An 18,212-nucleotide genomic window follows, 5' to 3' on the forward strand; every position below is an offset into this window, starting at 1 on the left:
CTTATTTACTTAACGTCCTTCGGGTCGTATTCAGTGCCGAACTGCAGTTCGCCGAAGTCGAATTTACGCGTTGCATCTTCCACTGGTGCATCGCCCTTCCCAGTCGCATTTGTGTTCTTTGCATCTTCAGTCTGCTGTACCGGAGCGAGGTTTTCGCCCTTCGCCAACTCTGCCAATGCTCTTGCCTGCGACTGATACAGCTTTGCTACATGAGCGATAAACTCAGCAGTGTTCTTGCGGGCAGTCTCCAGTTTCTGTTCCTCGGTGTTGATTTCCGCCTGGGTGTCTTTCACCTTGTTTGCGGTTTCATCCTTCGCAGAAGCAATGATCTCCTCTGCTTCCTTCTTTGCCTTGTCGATTGTCTCCTGTGCAATCGACTGAGCGGTCAGTAGGGTACGGTGCATTCCTTCTTCAACACCGCGGTATTCTTCAATTTTATCGACCAGCACCTTCATTTTTGCCTTCATAGCAGCGTTTTCCTTCTGCATCGCTGCAAATTCCTCTGCAACACGCTCGAGAAAAGTATCGACAGACTTCATGTCATATCCGCCGAAAACTGCTTTTTCAAAGCCGATTTCTTGTATTTCCTGCACCGTCATATGTTTTTCCTCCGTCTTTATATCATTTGCCGTACTGACACGGAAAAATGGTCGGGCTGCGCCCGACCAAATCAGCGCCGTTTGTCCGGCAGGCTTAAAGCATATATACCATTTGTTCTAAAACAATCAGAACAAAAAATGCCAGCATAAACGCAAAATCAAACGGACAATTCCGCAGTGCACTCACGCGGCTCAGCAGACTGCGAAAAGGTTGAATGAGCGGCTCGGTAACAAGGCACAGAAACTCGTAGATTTTTGAGTCGCTGCCCTGTACGAACCAGCTCATGATTGCCCGTGCAAAAAACATAAACTGCAGAATGCGCAATAAGCTTCCTACGAAATATATTACCAAGCTGTTCACGATAGTACTCACGATCTGCGCTTAGAAATACATACCGCTGTTTTCCAGTTCGTCGATCAGATCGCCCATAATATCAACATTGTAGGGTGTGATAATATAGGTGCTGTTTGCAACCTTCTTGATCTTGCCTTCGTTTGCATACGCAACACCGCTGAGGAAGTCCACCAGGCGACGGGCAATATCCTTGTTGGTCTGCTCCAGATTGAGGACAACCGTACGCTTGTCCTTGAGATGATCTGCAATCTCTGCAGCCGCCTCAAAGCGATCCGGCTTGACCAGAACCACAGCCAGCTGTGTAGTAGTATTGATGTTTACAACCTTATCGCTTCGATCGTGACGGCGCACCTGAGGCGCGTCCTGTGCATCACTGTCGTACGAACGGTCATAGGATCTTCTATTGTAAGATGATGGCTCGCTATCCATCGCAGGTTCTTCGTTTCTCTGACGGGGCATCTCGTCTTCGTAGTCGTCCTCCAACTCGCTGCCCTTTACCCAATCAATAAAGCCTTTGATTGAACCCATGCCAAGTTCCTCCTTATGTTTTAAGGCGAAACGATCTGATACGGCCGTTTGCCAAAGATCGCCGTGCCCACGCGAACCATGTTCGCTCCGCACGCAATCGCCGTTTCAAAATCATTCGTCATTCCCATAGACAAATAATCCATATCTACATTATCGTATTTTTTCGTCAAAATGTCAATAAATACTTGACGCATTTCGGTAAAGTAGTTTGAATTTTTTGTTTTTTCATCTGCAACGGGAGGAATTGCCATCAATCCGCGGATATGAAGTGACTTTTTTGCGCTCAATTTCACGATCGCATCGTGCAGTTCTTCGGGCGGAAGACCGCTTTTTGCGGCTTCTCTTCCGATATTTACCTCCAGAAGAATATCCTGACAAACACCGCGCTTCTCGGCTTCCTTGGCGATAGCCTCGCCGAGATGAACCGAGCCGACTGACTGAATCAGCGAAACCTTGCCGATCAGATACTTGACCTTGTTGGTCTGCAGCGTGCCGATAAACTGAAGGTCTGCGCCATCGTAGGCGTCCTGTTCATACTTCTCCTGCAGCTCCTGCACACGGTTTTCACCGCACACGCGGATGCCTGCTTCGATGGCTACCTGCACGCGCTCGGCGTCATTCATTTTGGTCGCAGCCACCAGCGTAATTTCACTGGGATCGCGCCCTGCCTGCACGGCGGCATTGTTGACGCGCTCGATCACAGATTTTACGCGTTCCTGCAGTTCTTTCTTTTCTTGCTCCGTCATGTTTTCACCACCATATTGTTTTGCAGATTTTTACCTTGAACGATAACCTGGTCTCGCTCGACCAGCATATCGGAGTCGGTCGCACTCTGTTTGACGACATAATAATCGTCCGCCTCAAACAGCTCGTTAATCATTTTGAATTTCTGTATCGAGCCGCTCAGGATGAACACGCCGGGGATTTGCGTGGTCTTTCCGTCGCTGTCTGTTTGTTCCTGCACGCGGACGGCACTCTTCGGCACCTTGAGTCCGGTGTAGGTCGCAATGATAATTTCGATTGGCTGTTCGCGCATGGAAACCATTTCACTGCTGAATTCTGTGCCTTCCATCACCAGCAGAGCTGTATCGCTGTCACCTTGATGGTTGATGGAATGCACGGTTACTTTGGATTCCATCGAAGCCTGCGTAAAGTTTACCGTCAGCTCCTGACCGACCTGCAGACGCTCGGCCTGCTCGGCCGGAATCTTAGCTGCCAGATACCAGTTGAATCCCTTGACGATCTTGCCGAGCGAATTGCTGTTCTCAGCAGACGGCTGCTGCGCAACGGTCTTGTCAAACTGCTCCACGGTCATCTCATCCAGTGAGGATGGTGTGAGAATACTCTCGTATCCATCCACTACCTCGGAGAAATATCCGGACGAAGATGCAGTAAGTTCCGTGGTCCGGCCGGTAAGCTGATGCTCAAGCGAGGACTGCTCAGAAACCAAAGCGTCACGTTCGGCAGATACCTCGTTGGTATCCACATTGCCTGCCTCACGGCGTAGCGACAACGTGCGCAGCGAACTTGCGGCGGATGCGACCGAAGAACCGCTGCCTTCCTTCACCTGCTCGGCCAGCTGCTCGATCGTCAGCGTGATGACCTGATCCAGCTTTGCGATGTTTGAGCTGTCCGATGCGGACTGCAGCGCCGTATCCAGAAGAGAAATACGTTCCTCCAGCGGATCGAGCTGTCGGCTCAGGTCCATAGATTCCTGATCGGAATAGATGATCGCCAGCGGTGCGTCCTGCTGTACGCGTTCACCGCTGTACACGATGTGCTTGACCGAGCTTCCCGTGGCATTGTCGATCGGTTCTTCATCGCGGAAGAACCAGCCATCGCTCGTAAAGCTGTCATTAACTGTGACATGCAGAGCCGGTGTGGTCTCCGGTGCAGCCGAAAACGCGTTAGAAAGGCGGCCGCCCAGATAAATCACCATCAGCACCGCCGCAATGATAAATACAACGCGATTTCCGCCGTCATTCCGCCGTTTTCGCGGCTTGGATTTTGTGCTTTTTGTCTGTTGTCCCATGTAAAGACCTCGTATATGTTCACTGTTCCGCACGCTCCCCTCTCGGTGCATGGAGATCGACTCTATGCTGTGGGATCAGAGTAGAGATTGCGTGCTTATAGATCATTTGCTGTTTTCCGTCGCTCTCCAAAATCACAACGAAGCTGTCGAATCCGCGGACAATACCGCGCATCTGAAAGCCGTTCGTTAAAAATACGGTGATGTTCTGCGCCTGCTGACGCAGTGCACTGAGCATTCTGTCCTGTAAGTTGATTTCGTTTCGCACAATGATTCCTCCAGTTGAAATTACAATTTATGGTATCATTGTACACCGTGGTTTTGAAGATATTTTGTCGTTTCCTGTAAGACGAAAGGAAGTTCTTCTCCACTATTATAATATATCCAGTGGATGCTGTCATCCCTTTTCAGCCAGGTAAGCTGACGTTTTGCATAATTTCTGCTGCGGCGCTTGAGCAATTCGGTACATTCTTCCAATGTTTGCTCGCCGCTCAGATAGCCGAGCAACTCTTTGTAGCCGATGGCCTGCGCGGCAGTGCCGGTCAGCAGACCGCGCTCCACCAGCCGTTTCGTCTCCTCCAGCAGACCGTTTTCCATCATAAGATCCACTCTGCGGTTGATGCGGTCATACAGAATTTCACGGTCAGACGGGCAAACACCGATCTTGAGCGCATCATACTTTGGCTCCGGGCGTTTGTTCCTGCGATTAAATTCGTCGATCGTCATACCGGTCTGCTCATACACCTCAAGAGCACGAATAACGCGCTTGAGATTATTCGGGTGCAGACGTTCCGCTCCGGCCGGATCTACCTTAGCCAGACAGTCATGTACCGCCTGATTGCCCTGCTCGGCCGCCATCCGCTGATATTTCTCACGCACGGTCAGGTCGGTCTCATCGCCGGAGAATACGCTGCACTCGATGAGCGCGTCCATGTACAATCCTGTGCCGCCAACAACGATCGGTGTCATCCCTCGCGACAGAATATTCTGCGCAGCAGCGTCTGCCAGTTCGACATACCGCGCCACTGAGAACGTTTCGCCGGGCTCGCATACATCGAACAGATGATGCGGTACGTCCTGCCGTTCCCTCATATCCGGCTTGGCGGTGCCGATATCCATTTCACGGTAAAGCTGCATGGAATCCGCAGAAATGATCTCGGTATGCAGTTGTTGCGCCAATGCGACCGATAAGGCGGTTTTGCCGCTGGCAGTCGGTCCGCAGATGCAGATCAAACGGTTTTCCATGCTGTTTCCTCGCTTTTTATTGATTTACACGCTTGAACATCTTGTCAAGCTCATATTTGGTCAGACGAACGGTCGTCGGCCTGCCATGCGGGCAGGAACGCACGTTGTCATCGCTCAGCACCCGCTCGCACAGGTCCTGCAACTCGGTCATCGTAGTCGGCTTGCCTGCCTTGATAGCCGCCTTGCATGCTACTGTATGAATCAAATCATCCAGACGATCCGGCACGGTGGTACGGCTGTTCATCGCCTTTTCGGCCAATTCACTGATGACGCTCTGCACATCGCCGCTATCCAGATAAGCGGGCACGCTACGTACGGCAAAGCTGTTCTCGCCAAAGCTGTCGATGGAAAAGCCTGCCTGACGGATGTCTGCGATCTGCGACTGCACAGCGGCGGCTTCCTCGCCGGTCAGCTCTACAATTACAGGCGTGAGAAGCTGCTGCTGCGGCATATCGGTCTCCGCACGCAGCTTGTTGAACAGAATACGTTCATGCGCGGCATGCTTGTCGATGAGAATCAAGCCGTCCTTGTCCTCAGCAATAATGTACGTCTGGAAGCATTCGCCGATTACGCGCACACCGGCATCCAGCGGCTGCAGGATCTGCGGCTTACCCTTGACCTCCGGTGCGCTGACAGACGGCACAACAACCATCGGTTCATCTTCCGGCTCCGGTGCCGGCATATGCACGGCAGGTGTCGGTTCTGTGACCGGCTCGACCGGCTGTGCCATTCGCGTACGAACTGGTTCCTGCGGTTCCTCCTGCAGTATGCGCGGCGCGGACAGATAACTCGATGCACTGCGCGGACGCTCTGCCTTTGGCGGGATAGACACGAGGAAATCTTCTAAATCCGGTGCTTCCTCGTCGTTCTTTACCGGTGCAATCGGTGTTGGCTTGACACTCGGCGTGACAAACGGCTTAGGGTCTACCGGCTTTGGAATCGCAAACCGCTGCTGCTCATGCGTCAGATTATCTTCACGCGGCTTGGCAGGCGCTTCCTTCTCCTTGTGCTCCAGATGCGGCATATTGTCGTTTGCGGCAAGCGCATTCTTGCAGGCAATATACACGACCTCGAAAATCGGCTTTTCCTGCGAAAATTTGACCTCGGTTTTTGCAGGATGCACGTTGACGTCGACCGCCGACAGCGGCAAATCCAGGAAAAGCGCACCAGACGGATATTTGCCGGTGATGATTGCATTGCGATAGGCCTCTTCCATTGCAGCCTGCATAAGACGGCTCTTGACATAGCGGCCATTGACGAAAAAGTGCTGCATGGAACGGTTGGCACGTCCGGCGTGCGGCTTGACAATGTAGCCGTGCACGGTCATACCGTTGCGCTCGGTCGTCGGCACTTCAATCATATTGGCAGTCATTTCCTTGCCGAATACGCCGAACACCGGTGCAATCAGCTTGCCCTTGCCGTCCGACGAGAATACCTGCTTGCCGTCGCGAATGAGCGTGAACGCAATCTCCGGATGGGAGAGCGCCGCATGCTGTACTACGCCGAGAATGTAACCCGCCTCGGTGAAGTCCTTTTTGAGAAACTTCATGCGAGCCGGTGTGTTGAAGAACAGGTCGCGCACAACGATTGTTGTGCCTTCCGGACAGCCGGCTTCCTCCTGTGTCTGAATCTCACCGGCTTCCAGATGCAGGTGCAGACCCGCAATCGAACCTGCCTGACGCGTGAACAGATCAATGCGCGTAACCGACGAAATCGCAGCCAGTGCTTCACCGCGGAAGCCCAATGTGCCGATAGCATTCAAATCTTCCTCGGTACGCAGCTTGCTGGTCGCGTGGCGGCGGAAGGCCACAGGTGCATCCTCTGCCGACATGCCGCAGCCGTTATCCGCAATACGCAGATAGGTAATGCCGCCGTTTTCGATCTCCACCGTAATGCGGGTAGAACCTGCGTCAATCGCATTCTCGACCAGCTCCTTCGCCACAGAGGACGGCCGTTCAACAACCTCTCCTGCCGCGATCAGATCCGCAAGATGCGGAGATAATTCATGAATCACTGCCATTTTTCTTTGTTTTCCTTTCCGGAACAAATCATGGTTGGTCTTTCCTGCCCTGATAAATGATTAAACCAGCTTTTTCAGCTCATACAATGCGTTGAGCGCCTCGATCGGCGTCATGGTGTCCACCTGCAGTGCACGCAGCCGCTCTGCGACTGCGTCGCCGGAGAGCGAATCTATCGTAATCTGCGGAACGTCTTCCGGTTCCTCGGCTACGGCGTGCAGCTCGATTTTCGGCATAGTGGATTCCAGATCCGCCAGCACAGCCTTTGCCCGCTTGATAACCGGATTCGGCACACCGGCCAGCTTTGCAACCTCAATGCCGTAGCTGTCATCCGCGCCGCCGCGCACGATTTTGCGCAGGAACGTAATGTCATCACCGCGCTTTTTGACCGCGATATTGTAATTCTTGACGCCCTTGACCAAATCTTCAAGCACGGTCAGTTCGTGATAATGCGTTGCAAACAGCGCGCGTGCGCCGATGCGCTTTTTGTCCGCTACATACTCTACGACTGCGCGGGCAATGCTCATGCCGTCATAGGTAGAGGTGCCGCGGCCAATCTCATCCAGAATAATTAGGCTGGACTTGGTAGCGTGCCGCAGAATATCCGCGACCTCGCTCATCTCCACCATGAAGGTGGATTGACCGCTCGCCAGATCATCCGACGCGCCGACACGGGTAAACACGCGGTCTGCCACGCCGATATGCGCGGACGAGGCCGGCACATACGAGCCAATCTGCGCCATGATGGTAATCAGTGCCACCTGCCGCATATAGGTGGATTTGCCTGCCATATTCGGGCCGGTGATGATAGCGACGCGGTTTTCCTTGCTGTCGAGCAGGGTGTCGTTCGGGATGAACAGACTGTCGGACAGCATTTTCTCAACAACCGGGTGACGGCCGTCCTTGATGTCAATGCGGTCGGAAAAATCCACCACCGGACAAACATAGTTGTTATCACACGCCACATCAGCCAGAGCGCACAGAACGTCAAGCGCTGCGATAGCCTGCGCAGTTTTCTGCACACGGTGAACCTCAGCGGCAATCTGGTCGCGTACGGAAACGAATACCTCGTACTCGAGAGCGGTCAGGCGTTCCTGCGCACCGAGCACGGTGCTCTCGAGCTGTTTCAACTCCTCGGTGATATAGCGCTCGCTGTTCGCAAGCGTCTGCTTACGAATGTAGTTCTCCGGAACCGCCTCCGCATTGGAGCGGCTGACCTCAATATAATAGCCGAACACGCGGTTGTAGCCGATTTTCAGCTTGCTGATACCGGTACGCTCGCGTTCCGCCTGCTCGATTTCGGCAATTTTGCCCTTACCGCCGGACGCAAGGTCGCGCAGACGGTCAATCTCCTCGTTGAAGCCCTTGCGGATCATGCCGCCTTCCCGAAGAAGAATCGGCGGCTCATCCACGATGGCCTGCTCGACCAGCGCGCGAATGTCTTCGAGCAGATCAATCTTGCCGGTCAGCTCACGCAGCATAGCCTGTCCGAACAGAGCAGCCTGCGTTTTGATCTCCGGCAGACAAGAAATTGCCGCCGACAGCGCACGCAGATCACGGCAGTTTGCAGTGCCGTAGGCTACGCGACCGATCAGGCGCTCCATATCGAACACTCGCTTGAGTGCGTCCGTCAATGCCGTGCGGGCAATTACATCGTCACACAATGCACCTACCGCCTGCTGACGGCGTGCAATATGCAGCGGATTATACAGCGGTTTTTCAATCCACTGACGAATCAGGCGCGAACCCATTGCCGTGCGTGTGCGGTCAAGCACCCACAGTAGCGTGCCCTTCTTCTCCTTGGTGCGCATGGTCTCGCAAAGCTCGAGATTGCGGCGTGCGATCAGGTCAAGCTCCATATACTGGCCTTGATGGTACACCTGCAGCTGATTCAGACTGGAAAGGCTGGCCTTCTGCGTCTGCTCGAGGTAATCCAGCAGACCGCCGAGGCACTGCACAGTGCACGGCAGGTCGGTCAGACCGGCAGCGTCAAAGTCCTGCACCTTGAAGTGCTCCTGAATGCGTTCCGCACTGCGCTGTGCCTCAAAGCACTCCTCCGGCATCGGCTCTATGAGCGCCTCCAGACGTTCCTTCAGAAAGGACTGAAGGCCGTCTGCCGAAATGGCTCCGCCGCCGACCAGCACCTCACGCGGCGCAAAGCGTCCGAACTCGCTGGTGATGTCATTCCAGTTATCCGAGCCGGTCGCGTACACCGAACCTGTCGTAATATCAGCAAAGCATACGCCGACGGAACCACCGGCTGCATATACGCAGCCGAGAAAGTTGTTCCGGTTTTCATCCAGCATGGAGGCTTCCACGACCGTACCCGGTGTCACGCGTCGGATGATCTCGCGCTTGACCAGACCTTTTGCCTTTTTCGGGTCCTCCATCTGCTCACAGATCGCGATTTTGTAACCCTTCTGCACCAGCTTGGCAATATAGCCTTCCGCGCTGTGATACGGCACGCCGCACATCGGTGCACGTTCTCCCTGACCGCAGTCGCGGCCGGTCAGCGTCAGCTCCAGCTCGCGGGAGACCAGCTTGGCATCGTCAAAGAACATTTCGTAAAAATCGCCCAGACGGTAAAACAGAATGTAATCTTTATTTTTGTTTTTGATCTCAAAATACTGCTGCATCATAGGCGTCAGTTCAGCCATGTTCTTACCTCTTTCTTATAATTTGTGTGCAAACAGACAGCGAAGCGAGGTTTTCTCGATCTCTGCCTCGATAAATTCACCGATCTTGATATCGTCACCGCGCACGCAGACAAGCAGGTTGCCCTCGGTACGCGCAGTGAACGGATACTCCGATCCCTTGGCATTGCCGTCTACAAGCAGACGCAATTTTTTACCCTGATACGCCGTCTGCTTTTCGGCAACGATTTCATCCTGCGCCTTGAGCAGGCGCTCGAAGCGGCGCTGCTTATCCTGCGGCGTAGCGTTATCCTCATAGGAGGCTGCGGGCGTGCCCGTGCGAGGCGAATACAGGAAGGTAAACAGCAGATCAAACCGGGTATCCTGCACCAGCTTCAGGGTCTGCTCGAAATCCTCGTCCGTTTCGCCCGGGAAACCGACGATAATATCGCTTGACAGCGTAATATCCGGCATTTTCGACCGTGCATCCGCAATCAGCGATTTGTAATGCTCTGCCGTGTAGCGGCGGTTCATGCGCCGCAGGATTTCATCGCTGCCAGACTGGAACGGCAGATGCAGCTGCTTTGCAACCTTATCGCACTCTGCCATAGCAGAGAACAGCTTGGGAGACGCGTCCTTCGGGTGGCTTGTCATAAACCGCAGCCAGAAATCGCCGGGCACGGCGTTGAGACGGCGCAGAAGATCGGCAAAATCCACGTCAATGCCGAGATCCTTACCATAGGAGTTGACGTTCTGGCCGAGCAGCGTAATCTCCTTGTAACCCGCCGCGACCAGCTCACGCAGTTCTTTCTCGATCTCCTCCGGTCGGCGGCTGCGCTCTCTGCCGCGCACATACGGTACGATGCAGTAGGTGCAGAAGTTGTTGCAGCCATACATGATGGACAGCCACGCCTTTGCGCCCTTGGCACGCAGCACCGGCAGACCTTCGGCGATATCGTCCTCGCCGCCGATGTCGAACACGCGCTTTTTCTCGGTCAGCACGCGGTACAGCAGCGACGGAAATCGCCAGAGCGCATGCGTGCCGAACAGGAGATTTACCTGCGGATAGCTTTTCTTAATCTTCTCGACGTTTTTCTCCTGCTGGGCCATGCAGCCGCACATTGCAATAACAATGCCCGGGCGCTCCTTTTTCAGATGGCGGAGTGCGCCGACGTTGCCGAACGCACGATCCTCGGCATGCTCACGCACAGCACAGGTGTTGAACAGGATAAAATCTGCCTCGTCGGGCGTATCGGTCATTTCGTAGCCCATTTCGGACAGCATGCCGCGGATACGCTCGGTATCCGCCTCGTTCTGCTGGCAGCCGAACGTATGCGTATAGGCTTTTGGGCGCTTGTCCCCCAATAGGCGGGCTACTGCGTCAATATAGGTAAACTGCGATTGCAGCTGTTCTTCGGAAACATTCTGGGTTGCCATGAAACTCTCCTTTTATCGAAATGGAGTGCCGTCAGAAGTAAACACGTTCATGCGGTGGTACGCGCTGAACGGAATCTCGTACTGCGGCAGATACTGCCGGATGGCACGGGTCAGATATTCCGGGCTCATGTTGTTATTGCCGGCAGCTGTGGTGACAACAGCGGTCACCTCATCAGGGCCGTCGGTAACGGTCAGATCGCGCATCAGCTCACGCATATTGACCGTCTTTTCGCCGCGCTTGGATCGCTTGACGATCTCGACCATGGGGCGGCGGAACAGATTGCGCACATCGTCGGCAAAGCCCTTGGGCGTACCATCCTCAAAACCCCATGTGATGCGGTACTGCGACCATTCAATCGAACCGACCTTCATGCCGCCGTCGGCAAGCGGGTAAATCTCGATTGCACGCAGGCCCTCGGGAAATACATCATTAAGCGCTTCCACCGCATTTTCCGGCACGGCTTCTGCCGTGATATTGAAATCCAGAAATTCGCACTCGCCGGAGTAGCCGGTCGAGAGCGGCAGCGCCACCGAAACGTAGGCGTGCTGATTGAAACCCTCGGTGAACCACAGCGGCATCTGACAGCGTGCCATCGAACGCTGCATAGCGTGCATCAGATCAAGGTGAGAGATATACTTGGCTCTTCCTTCTTTGGCAAATTTCATTCGAGCCTTAAACACGGCACTTGCCTCCCTTCAGCAGAGCGCTTGCGCCGCAGCCGGCACACTGGTGCATACAGTCCGGCGTGATAGCCGCTTCGCGGGAACGTTCCCACTCACGCTTGAGGTGCTCTTTGCGCGTGCCGCAGCCGATGTGATCCCACGGGAACACCTCGTCCATCGGACGCTGACGGGATGCGTAGAACGCGGGATCCAGTCCGCAGTCGCGGAACGCCTGCATCCACTTGTCAAAGTCGAAGCACTGATCCCAGCCGTCCATCTTGCAGCCGCGCTGCCACGCCAGCAGAATCGCCTTGCCCTGGCGGCGGTCGCCGCGTGCAATAACGCCCTCGAGTACCGAGGTCTCGGCATCATGCCAGTTGTAGGTGACATTCTTGGTTTTCATGACCACCTTGAGATGCGCCTGCTTCTCGCGGAACTGCTCGAGCGTGTCCTGCGCGTCCCACTGGAACGGGGTCTGCGGCTTGGGCACAAAGCACGAAGCCGACGCTGTGATACGCACGCCGCGCGCACGGTTGGGCGTGTTCTCACGCCAGCAATAGGCGACCTTTTTGCAAATGTCGGAAATGCCGTCCAGATCCTCGTAGGTCTCGGTCGGCAGACCCATCATAAAGTACAGCTTGACATTATTCCAACCGCCCTGAAAGGCGATCTCGCAGGCGTGGAGTACATCTTCCTCGCGGATATTCTTGTTGATCACGTCGCGCAGGCGCTGTGTGCCTGCCTCACATGCGAACGTCAGGCCGCTTTTGCGGGTTTTCTGTACGCGCTCCATCAGTTCGGCGGAAAAGCTGTCCGCACGAAGAGACGGCAGTGACAGACTGATATGACGCGGCTCACAATAGTCGAGCATACACTCGGTCAGACCGGACAGCTCACCGTAGTCGCTCGTAGACAGCGAGGACAGAGAGATTTCCTCGTAACCGGAGTTCTTGAGCACCGCCTGCGCCTGCTTGAGCAGCACTTCCTTGGACTTGGTACGCAGCGGACGATAAGTGTGACCGGCCTGACAGAATCGGCAGCCGCGTGGACAGCCGCGGAACAGCTCGATCATCGCACGGTCGAACACGATGTCGGTCGAAGGCACAACAAAGGACTCCGGATAGTACATGGTATCCAGATCCTTGACGATGCGCTTCTGCACGAGAGCCGGTGCACTGTGCGTCGGTGTGACGCTCTCGATTGTGCCGTCCTCGTGATACTTGACTTCGTACAGCGAAGGTACATACATGCCCTCGATCTGTGCTGCCGCAATCAGAAATTCCTGCTTAGACCAGCCTTCGCGCTTGGCCTTGCGGTACAGATCGGTAAATTCCAGCATGATCTCCTCGCCGTCGCCGATCATGAACAGGTCAACAAAGTCAGCCAGCGGCTCCGGATTGTAGGCACACGGACCGCCGCAGGCTACAATATGCTTGAGTTCGGTACGGTCCTTTGCCAGCACCGGAATACCGCCGAGATCCAGCATATTCAGAATGTTGGAAAACGACAGCTCGTACTGCAGCGTAAAAGCGATAATATCAAAGTCCGACAACGGGTCACCGCTCTCCAGACCGTACAGCGGCAGTCCTGCCTCGCGCATTTCAGCCTCCATGTCAATCCATGGCGCGCAGACGCGTTCGCACCAGATGCCCTTCTGATCGTTGAGCAGACCGTACAGGATACGCGAACCGAGGTGAGACATGGCAACCTCATAGGTATCCGGAAAACAGAACGCAAATCGTAGATCGATGTTCTTTTTATCTTTCATCACCGAGCCCCATTCACCGCCGACGTAGCGTGCCGGCTTCTGTACACGGGACAAAATGGCTTCCATCTTTTTATGCAAGACGTATTCCTCCATTTTCATTCATACAGATTATTGTATCATATCCTTCCGAAAAAAACCATACCGTTTTTGACCGTTTTCGCGCAGAAAGTACACGAAACAAAAAATAAACGCGAAGGAAGCTTTTACACTTCCTTCGCGTTTTGCTTATTCCTCCGAAATTTCCGGCTTGCTGCCGAGCAGTCGGGTCGTATTGAACACGGTCAGCACCGTGAGTACAGCATCGACGATAACTGCCATCCACATCTGCGCCAGACCGATCAGCGCCAGTACAGCAAGCACCAGCTTGATGGCGGCCAGCAGTGTCAGATTCTGCATTGCAACTCCGTGTGTAGTCTTGCAGACCTGAACAGCCTCGCCGAGACCGCTCAGATCATTTGCGGTAATCAGTATATTCGCCGCATCCGCTGAATAGCGGGAGCCGCGCGTGCCCATTGCCACACCGACATCGGCCATCTTGAGCTGCTCGATATCGCTTACGCCGTCGCCGACATAGGCGGTCGTGCCGTCTGTCGGAATCGTGCGCATCATAAAGTCCAGCTTCGCTTGCTTTTCCTCGGGCATCAGGCCGCAGTGAACGGTGTCAATACCGGCGGCATTTGCAATTCGCTGAGTTGGTGTCTCAGCGTCACCGGTGATAAGCACCGTGCGCTCAACACCCTGATCCTTGATCTTTTTGATCGCGTCAGCAGCGGACGGACGAACCGTATCCTCCAATTCAATCACACCGATGTGCTCCCCTTCACAGGCGATGTAAACAACCGTGCCGTCGATATCCGGCAAGCCCTTGACACCGCGGGAGACCATCAGCTTGCGGTTGCCTACCAGCAGAACGTGATCACCGATACGGGCGCGCACGCCACGGCCCGGGAATTCCTCAAATTCCTCGATCTTTGGCAGTTTTTCCTGGCATGCACTTGCGATTGCGCGCGCAATCGGATGCTGTGAAAGCTGCTCAGCTGCTGCGGCAAGTGCCAGACAGTTCTTTTCGGAAAACTCTTGTGTGGGATAAATCTTTTTAATCTGCAGATTGCCGTTAGTCACTGTGCCGGTCTTGTTGAACACGACCAGACGCAGGTCTGCAGTCCGTTCCATCGCTTCGCTGCCCTTCATGTGAACGCCTTCACTCTCAAGTCGGCCGCCGCCGCATACAAAAGCAAGCGGGACAGCCAGCGCCAGTGCGGTCGGACAGCAGGCAATGAGAAGCGTCAGTCCGCGATATACCCAGCCGGTCATATCTGAACCGGGCATGAACAGCGGCGGAAGTGCGGCTGCCAGTACGGCAATGACGATCACAACCGGAACCAGACGCTTGGCATTACGCTGCGCACTGTTTTCCAACGCTGCCTTGTGTTCGGCGGCCGCATTCTGTACGCGACGAATCTGACGAACCGCGCAGTCTTCATAGCGCGAGATCACACGAATCAGCATCAGAGAGCCGTTATACCGGCTGCCTGCCAGCACACGCGTGTTCTTATCAACTGCCATCGGCACGTTTTCACCGGTAAGCACGCTGTCATCCACCGTGCCGTCTCCGCGAAGTACAACGCCGTCAATCGGTACGCGCTCACCCGAGTGTACCAGAACCAGCTCGCCCAGACGGATATCTGCCAGCGGAACCTGACGCTGTTCGCCCTTCATGTTGACGACCGTTGCCTTTTCCGGCATGAAATCATGCTGCTGCGGCAATGCCTGATAGGTGGATGATAGAACGATATCACCTGCAATTTTGCCAATCTCAAACAGGATGAGCACGATCGTTGCTTCTGCACGGCTGCCGAGCGCGAATGCGCCGATGGATGCCATTAGCACGAGCAGATATTCATCGAAAAATGAACCGTGTGTCAGATTGGTCAGCACACGCGCTGCAATCGGCAGCGCTGTGATCAAAAACGCCAACAGGCAGAGCGGCAATGCCGCACTCGAACCTCCCATCGCGATTCCGGCCACAAGAACGATTGCCGCGGCAGCCAACCGTGCGCCTGTGCTCTGCATATCCAACCGTGTCATCGGCTGATAGGTCACTTCGGCGCCTTCCTGTATACGGCGTGCATTTTCTCGCCGCAGACGGGTCTGCTCACGCCGACGCATTTTGGCCCGGTACTGTGCCTTCTGCACGAAATTCATACCGGTGGTATCGTCCGCGTCCTCCGGAACTTCGATTACCGGCGGTTCCGGTTTCTTTTCCTCCGGCTTTTTTTCATCCTTTGGTTTAGGCTTCTCCTTAGGTGCGGATTTTGCCTGTTCCTTTTTCTCCGCCTTGTCCTTTTCATGGTTTTTCAGTTTTTCTTTTAGCTTCTGCAGCCTGTCCGGCTTTTCCTCTATGATAGGCTCAAATTCCGCTTCCTCTGATTGTTCTTCCTCAGGAAGCTCGTCCTCTATACCTTCGTCGTCAAATTCCGGTTCGTCCCAGTCGTCCTCGTCTTCAGCCTCATCCGTCGAATCTTCTTCTTCGTCAAATTCGTCTTCCGAATCTTCCGGCGATTCCTCTGCTGCGTCTGATTCCTCCGAGGGCTTTGCAGGCTCAGCTGCCGCCGCTTCCTCTGGCGGCGTTTTCGCCTCCGGAGATTCGCTTTCACTTTGATGCGATGTATCGGCTTCCGGTTCAATCTCCGGCTGCTCCGCATTCTTGTCCGGCGGCTCAGGCTCGCCGGGCGGCGCTGATTCTTCTTTTTCAGGCGGTTTTTTGTTCTCTTCGGGTTTAGGCTTTTCCGGAGCGGCAAACAGCTGCGCTACTGCCGAATTCTCCAGATCCGCTAAAATCGAATCGACCTGTGCTAAAATATCTTCCGCCGTTGTCTGGTCCTTCTTCTCTTCCGAATCAGGGCGGTTATTTTCGCTCATTCCGTTTATCCCTCCTGCACGTGCGCGATTCCCTGTGCCAAAATGGTCTGAATATGATCATCGCACAGCGCATAGTATACTGTTTTTCCGGTTTTTCGACTCTTGACCAACCGCGCCTGTTTCAAAAAACGAAGCTGATGCGATATCGCGGACTGGCTCATGTTCAGCAGCGACGCAATATCGCAGACACACAGCTCCGCGGAAACAAGCGCCGCCAGTATCCGCAAGCGGGTCTTGTCGGAAAACGCTTTGAAAAAATCTGATGCGGCTGTAGTGATCTCCTCTGCCGGCATTGCGCTGCGCGCTGCCATAACTGCGTCCGTATGGACGATATGCTCCTCGCAGCACTCCAGTTCTGCGTCTGTATGCTTTGCCGACAATTTGATCCCTCCCGCAATATGTGCATATCTATTCAACTTATGATAACATTCCAGTCCACTTCTGTCAAGAATCGAGTCGGACACAAATGACAATTTTGCGTGCAAAAAAGTCCTGCAGGCCGGATACGGTCTGCAGGACTTGAACGCATTTTTTACTTCTTGGGCTGTTCGCGCTTCGGATCGGTCATAACTTCCTTGAATGAGGTTGCCAGACCCGCAAGGCTCTGAATCTCGCTCGGGATAATGATCTTAGTTGCCTTGCCGTCAGCGGCGCTGCTGAATGCCTCGAGGGATTTCAGCTTAATAACCTGCTCGGTCGGTGCCGCTTCATTCAGCAGATTGATGGAGTCTGCCAGTGCCTTCTGCACGGTAAGCAGCGCTTCCGCTTCACCTTCGGCCTCCTTGATCTTAGCAAGGCGATTTGCCTCTGCAGCAAGAACAGTTGCTTCCTTTTCGCCTTCAGCCACCAGAATCGCGGACTGCTTTTTACCTTCCGCTACCAGAATGGACTCACGGCGTTCGCGCTCGGCCTTCATCTGCTTCTCCATAGATTCCTGAATAGCAGCCGGCGGAATGATGTTCTTCAGCTCCACACGATTTACCTTAATGCCCCAGTCATCGGTCGCTTCATCGAGGATGGAGCGCATTTTGGTGTTGATGATATCGCGGCTGGTCAGCGTCTGGTCAAGTTCGAGATCACCGATAATGTTTCGCAGTGTGGTTGCAGTCAGATTTTCAATTGCCGCCATCGGGCTTTCGATACCGTATGCAAACAGCTTCGGATCGGTGATCTGGAAGTACACGACCGTGTCGATCTGCATGGTTACGTTATCCTTGGTGATAACCGGCTGCGGCGGAAAATCGACTACCTGCTCCTTGAGGGTTACCTTGCGGGCAATGCGCTCAAACAGCGGCACCTTGAAATGCAGGCCGGTGCTCCATGTGTCGCGGTAGGTACCGAGACGCTCGATAACATACGCCTTCGCCTGCGGCACGATCACGATATTGCTTGCAATGAACGCGATGAACAGAATAATCAGCACAATCCAGATGATGGGTACAATAATATAATCCATGATAACGCTCCTTTACAGTTGGTTCGGTTTTACAATCGCCTTGACGCCGCGGATCTCCACAACCGTGACTCTTGTCCCGATTGCAATTTGCGCGTCAGTCGTACTGCGGGCTGTCCAGATCTTTCCGTTGATTTTCACCGCACCGGTCTCCAGAATATTGTCAATCGGTTCGGTAACAACAGCCGTCTGTCCGATGATACGATCTGCGTTGGTCGCCTGCTGCCGACTGCCGAGAAAACGGCGGCAGAGCGGACGCACCAGTACAAGCAGCAGCGCGGAGAACACGATGAACACAATCCACTGCCCCATCAGTCCGACCGAAAGGCTGGCTGCAATGAGTGCCGCGACACCACCGGCAGCGAACCAGATGCCGCACAGCGTGAGTGTAAACGCCTCTACCGCTACACTGATGATAATGACAGCCAGCCAGATATACAGGCTGTCAATTCCAAACATCATAAACTATCCCCTCCCTTGGCAACAGTATAGCATGTGCCTACGAAAAAGTACAGCAAAACCCGATTAAATTTCCGGTTAATTTTTGCATATTGCACAAAAT

16 protein-coding genes are annotated in these 18,212 nt (G+C 54.2%); all 16 read right to left on the reverse strand.

Going from position 1 to position 18,212, the window contains the following annotated elements:
* Positions 1-5: 5 nt before the first annotated feature.
* A complete protein-coding gene (locus IEY11_RS07140) occupies positions 6-599 on the reverse strand; it encodes a DivIVA domain-containing protein (protein WP_117488033.1) in 594 nt (197 codons plus the stop codon).
* Between the two features lie 94 nt (positions 600-693).
* The gene (locus tag IEY11_RS15220) at positions 694-972 is read right to left on the reverse strand and encodes a YggT family protein (RefSeq protein ID WP_147358098.1); all 279 of its coding nucleotides are present in this window, start codon (positions 970-972) and stop codon (positions 694-696) included.
* Between the two features lie 9 nt (positions 973-981).
* Positions 982-1,482, reverse strand: coding sequence for a cell division protein SepF (locus tag IEY11_RS07150; RefSeq protein ID WP_243022707.1), 501 nt, complete (start codon positions 1,480-1,482; stop codon positions 982-984).
* Positions 1,483-1,502: 20 nt separating this feature from the next.
* On the reverse strand, positions 1,503-2,228 hold the full coding sequence (locus IEY11_RS07155) for a YggS family pyridoxal phosphate-dependent enzyme (protein WP_118729850.1): 726 nt from the start codon (positions 2,226-2,228) through the stop codon (positions 1,503-1,505).
* Positions 2,225-3,514, reverse strand: a complete 1,290-nt coding sequence (locus IEY11_RS07160; protein ID WP_118480091.1) for an HlyD family efflux transporter periplasmic adaptor subunit — start codon at positions 3,512-3,514, stop codon at positions 2,225-2,227. Before IEY11_RS07160 ends, IEY11_RS07155 begins: the two co-directional genes overlap by 4 nt.
* A gap of 19 nt (positions 3,515-3,533) precedes the next feature.
* Positions 3,534-3,782 carry an RNA chaperone Hfq gene (gene hfq, locus IEY11_RS07165; RefSeq protein ID WP_199667438.1) on the reverse strand — a complete coding sequence of 83 codons (249 nt, stop codon included), beginning with the start codon at positions 3,780-3,782 and terminating at the stop codon, positions 3,534-3,536.
* Positions 3,783-3,814: 32 nt separating this feature from the next.
* Positions 3,815-4,756, reverse strand: coding sequence for a tRNA (adenosine(37)-N6)-dimethylallyltransferase MiaA (gene miaA, locus IEY11_RS07170; protein ID WP_118359415.1), 942 nt, complete (start codon positions 4,754-4,756; stop codon positions 3,815-3,817).
* Between the two features lie 16 nt (positions 4,757-4,772).
* Positions 4,773-6,776, reverse strand: coding sequence for a DNA mismatch repair endonuclease MutL (mutL, locus tag IEY11_RS07175; RefSeq protein WP_188886185.1), 2,004 nt, complete (start codon positions 6,774-6,776; stop codon positions 4,773-4,775).
* A 60-nt stretch (positions 6,777-6,836) separates the two neighbouring features.
* Positions 6,837-9,431 (reverse strand): DNA mismatch repair protein MutS, encoded by a 2,595-nt coding sequence (mutS, locus tag IEY11_RS07180; RefSeq protein WP_188886186.1) that lies wholly within the window; start codon positions 9,429-9,431, stop codon positions 6,837-6,839.
* 15 nt (positions 9,432-9,446) lie between these two features.
* The gene (gene miaB / locus IEY11_RS07185) at positions 9,447-10,844 is read right to left on the reverse strand and encodes a tRNA (N6-isopentenyl adenosine(37)-C2)-methylthiotransferase MiaB (protein ID WP_188886187.1); all 1,398 of its coding nucleotides are present in this window, start codon (positions 10,842-10,844) and stop codon (positions 9,447-9,449) included.
* Positions 10,845-10,856: 12 nt separating this feature from the next.
* Positions 10,857-11,525, reverse strand: coding sequence for a TIGR03936 family radical SAM-associated protein (locus IEY11_RS07190; protein WP_110436765.1), 669 nt, complete (start codon positions 11,523-11,525; stop codon positions 10,857-10,859).
* Positions 11,518-13,368, reverse strand: a complete 1,851-nt coding sequence (locus IEY11_RS07195) for a TIGR03960 family B12-binding radical SAM protein (protein ID WP_188886188.1) — start codon at positions 13,366-13,368, stop codon at positions 11,518-11,520. Before IEY11_RS07195 ends, IEY11_RS07190 begins: the two co-directional genes overlap by 8 nt.
* A gap of 132 nt (positions 13,369-13,500) precedes the next feature.
* A complete protein-coding gene (locus IEY11_RS07200; RefSeq protein ID WP_188886189.1) occupies positions 13,501-16,197 on the reverse strand; it encodes a heavy metal translocating P-type ATPase in 2,697 nt (898 codons plus the stop codon).
* 5 nt (positions 16,198-16,202) lie between these two features.
* A complete protein-coding gene (locus IEY11_RS07205) occupies positions 16,203-16,508 on the reverse strand; it encodes an ArsR/SmtB family transcription factor (protein WP_117750896.1) in 306 nt (101 codons plus the stop codon).
* A 221-nt stretch (positions 16,509-16,729) separates the two neighbouring features.
* Positions 16,730-17,653: an SPFH domain-containing protein gene (locus IEY11_RS07210; RefSeq protein WP_118645575.1), complete on the reverse strand. Its 924-nt coding sequence runs from the start codon at positions 17,651-17,653 to the stop codon at positions 16,730-16,732.
* A gap of 12 nt (positions 17,654-17,665) precedes the next feature.
* Entirely contained in the window at positions 17,666-18,112 is a 447-nt protein-coding gene (locus tag IEY11_RS07215) for an NfeD family protein (RefSeq protein WP_118645577.1), read from the reverse strand.
* Between the last annotated feature and the right edge of the window lie 100 nt (positions 18,113-18,212).

This window comes from Butyricicoccus faecihominis (genome assembly GCF_014648015.1).
Taxonomy (GTDB): Bacteria; Bacillota; Clostridia; order Oscillospirales; family Butyricicoccaceae; genus Agathobaculum; species Agathobaculum butyriciproducens.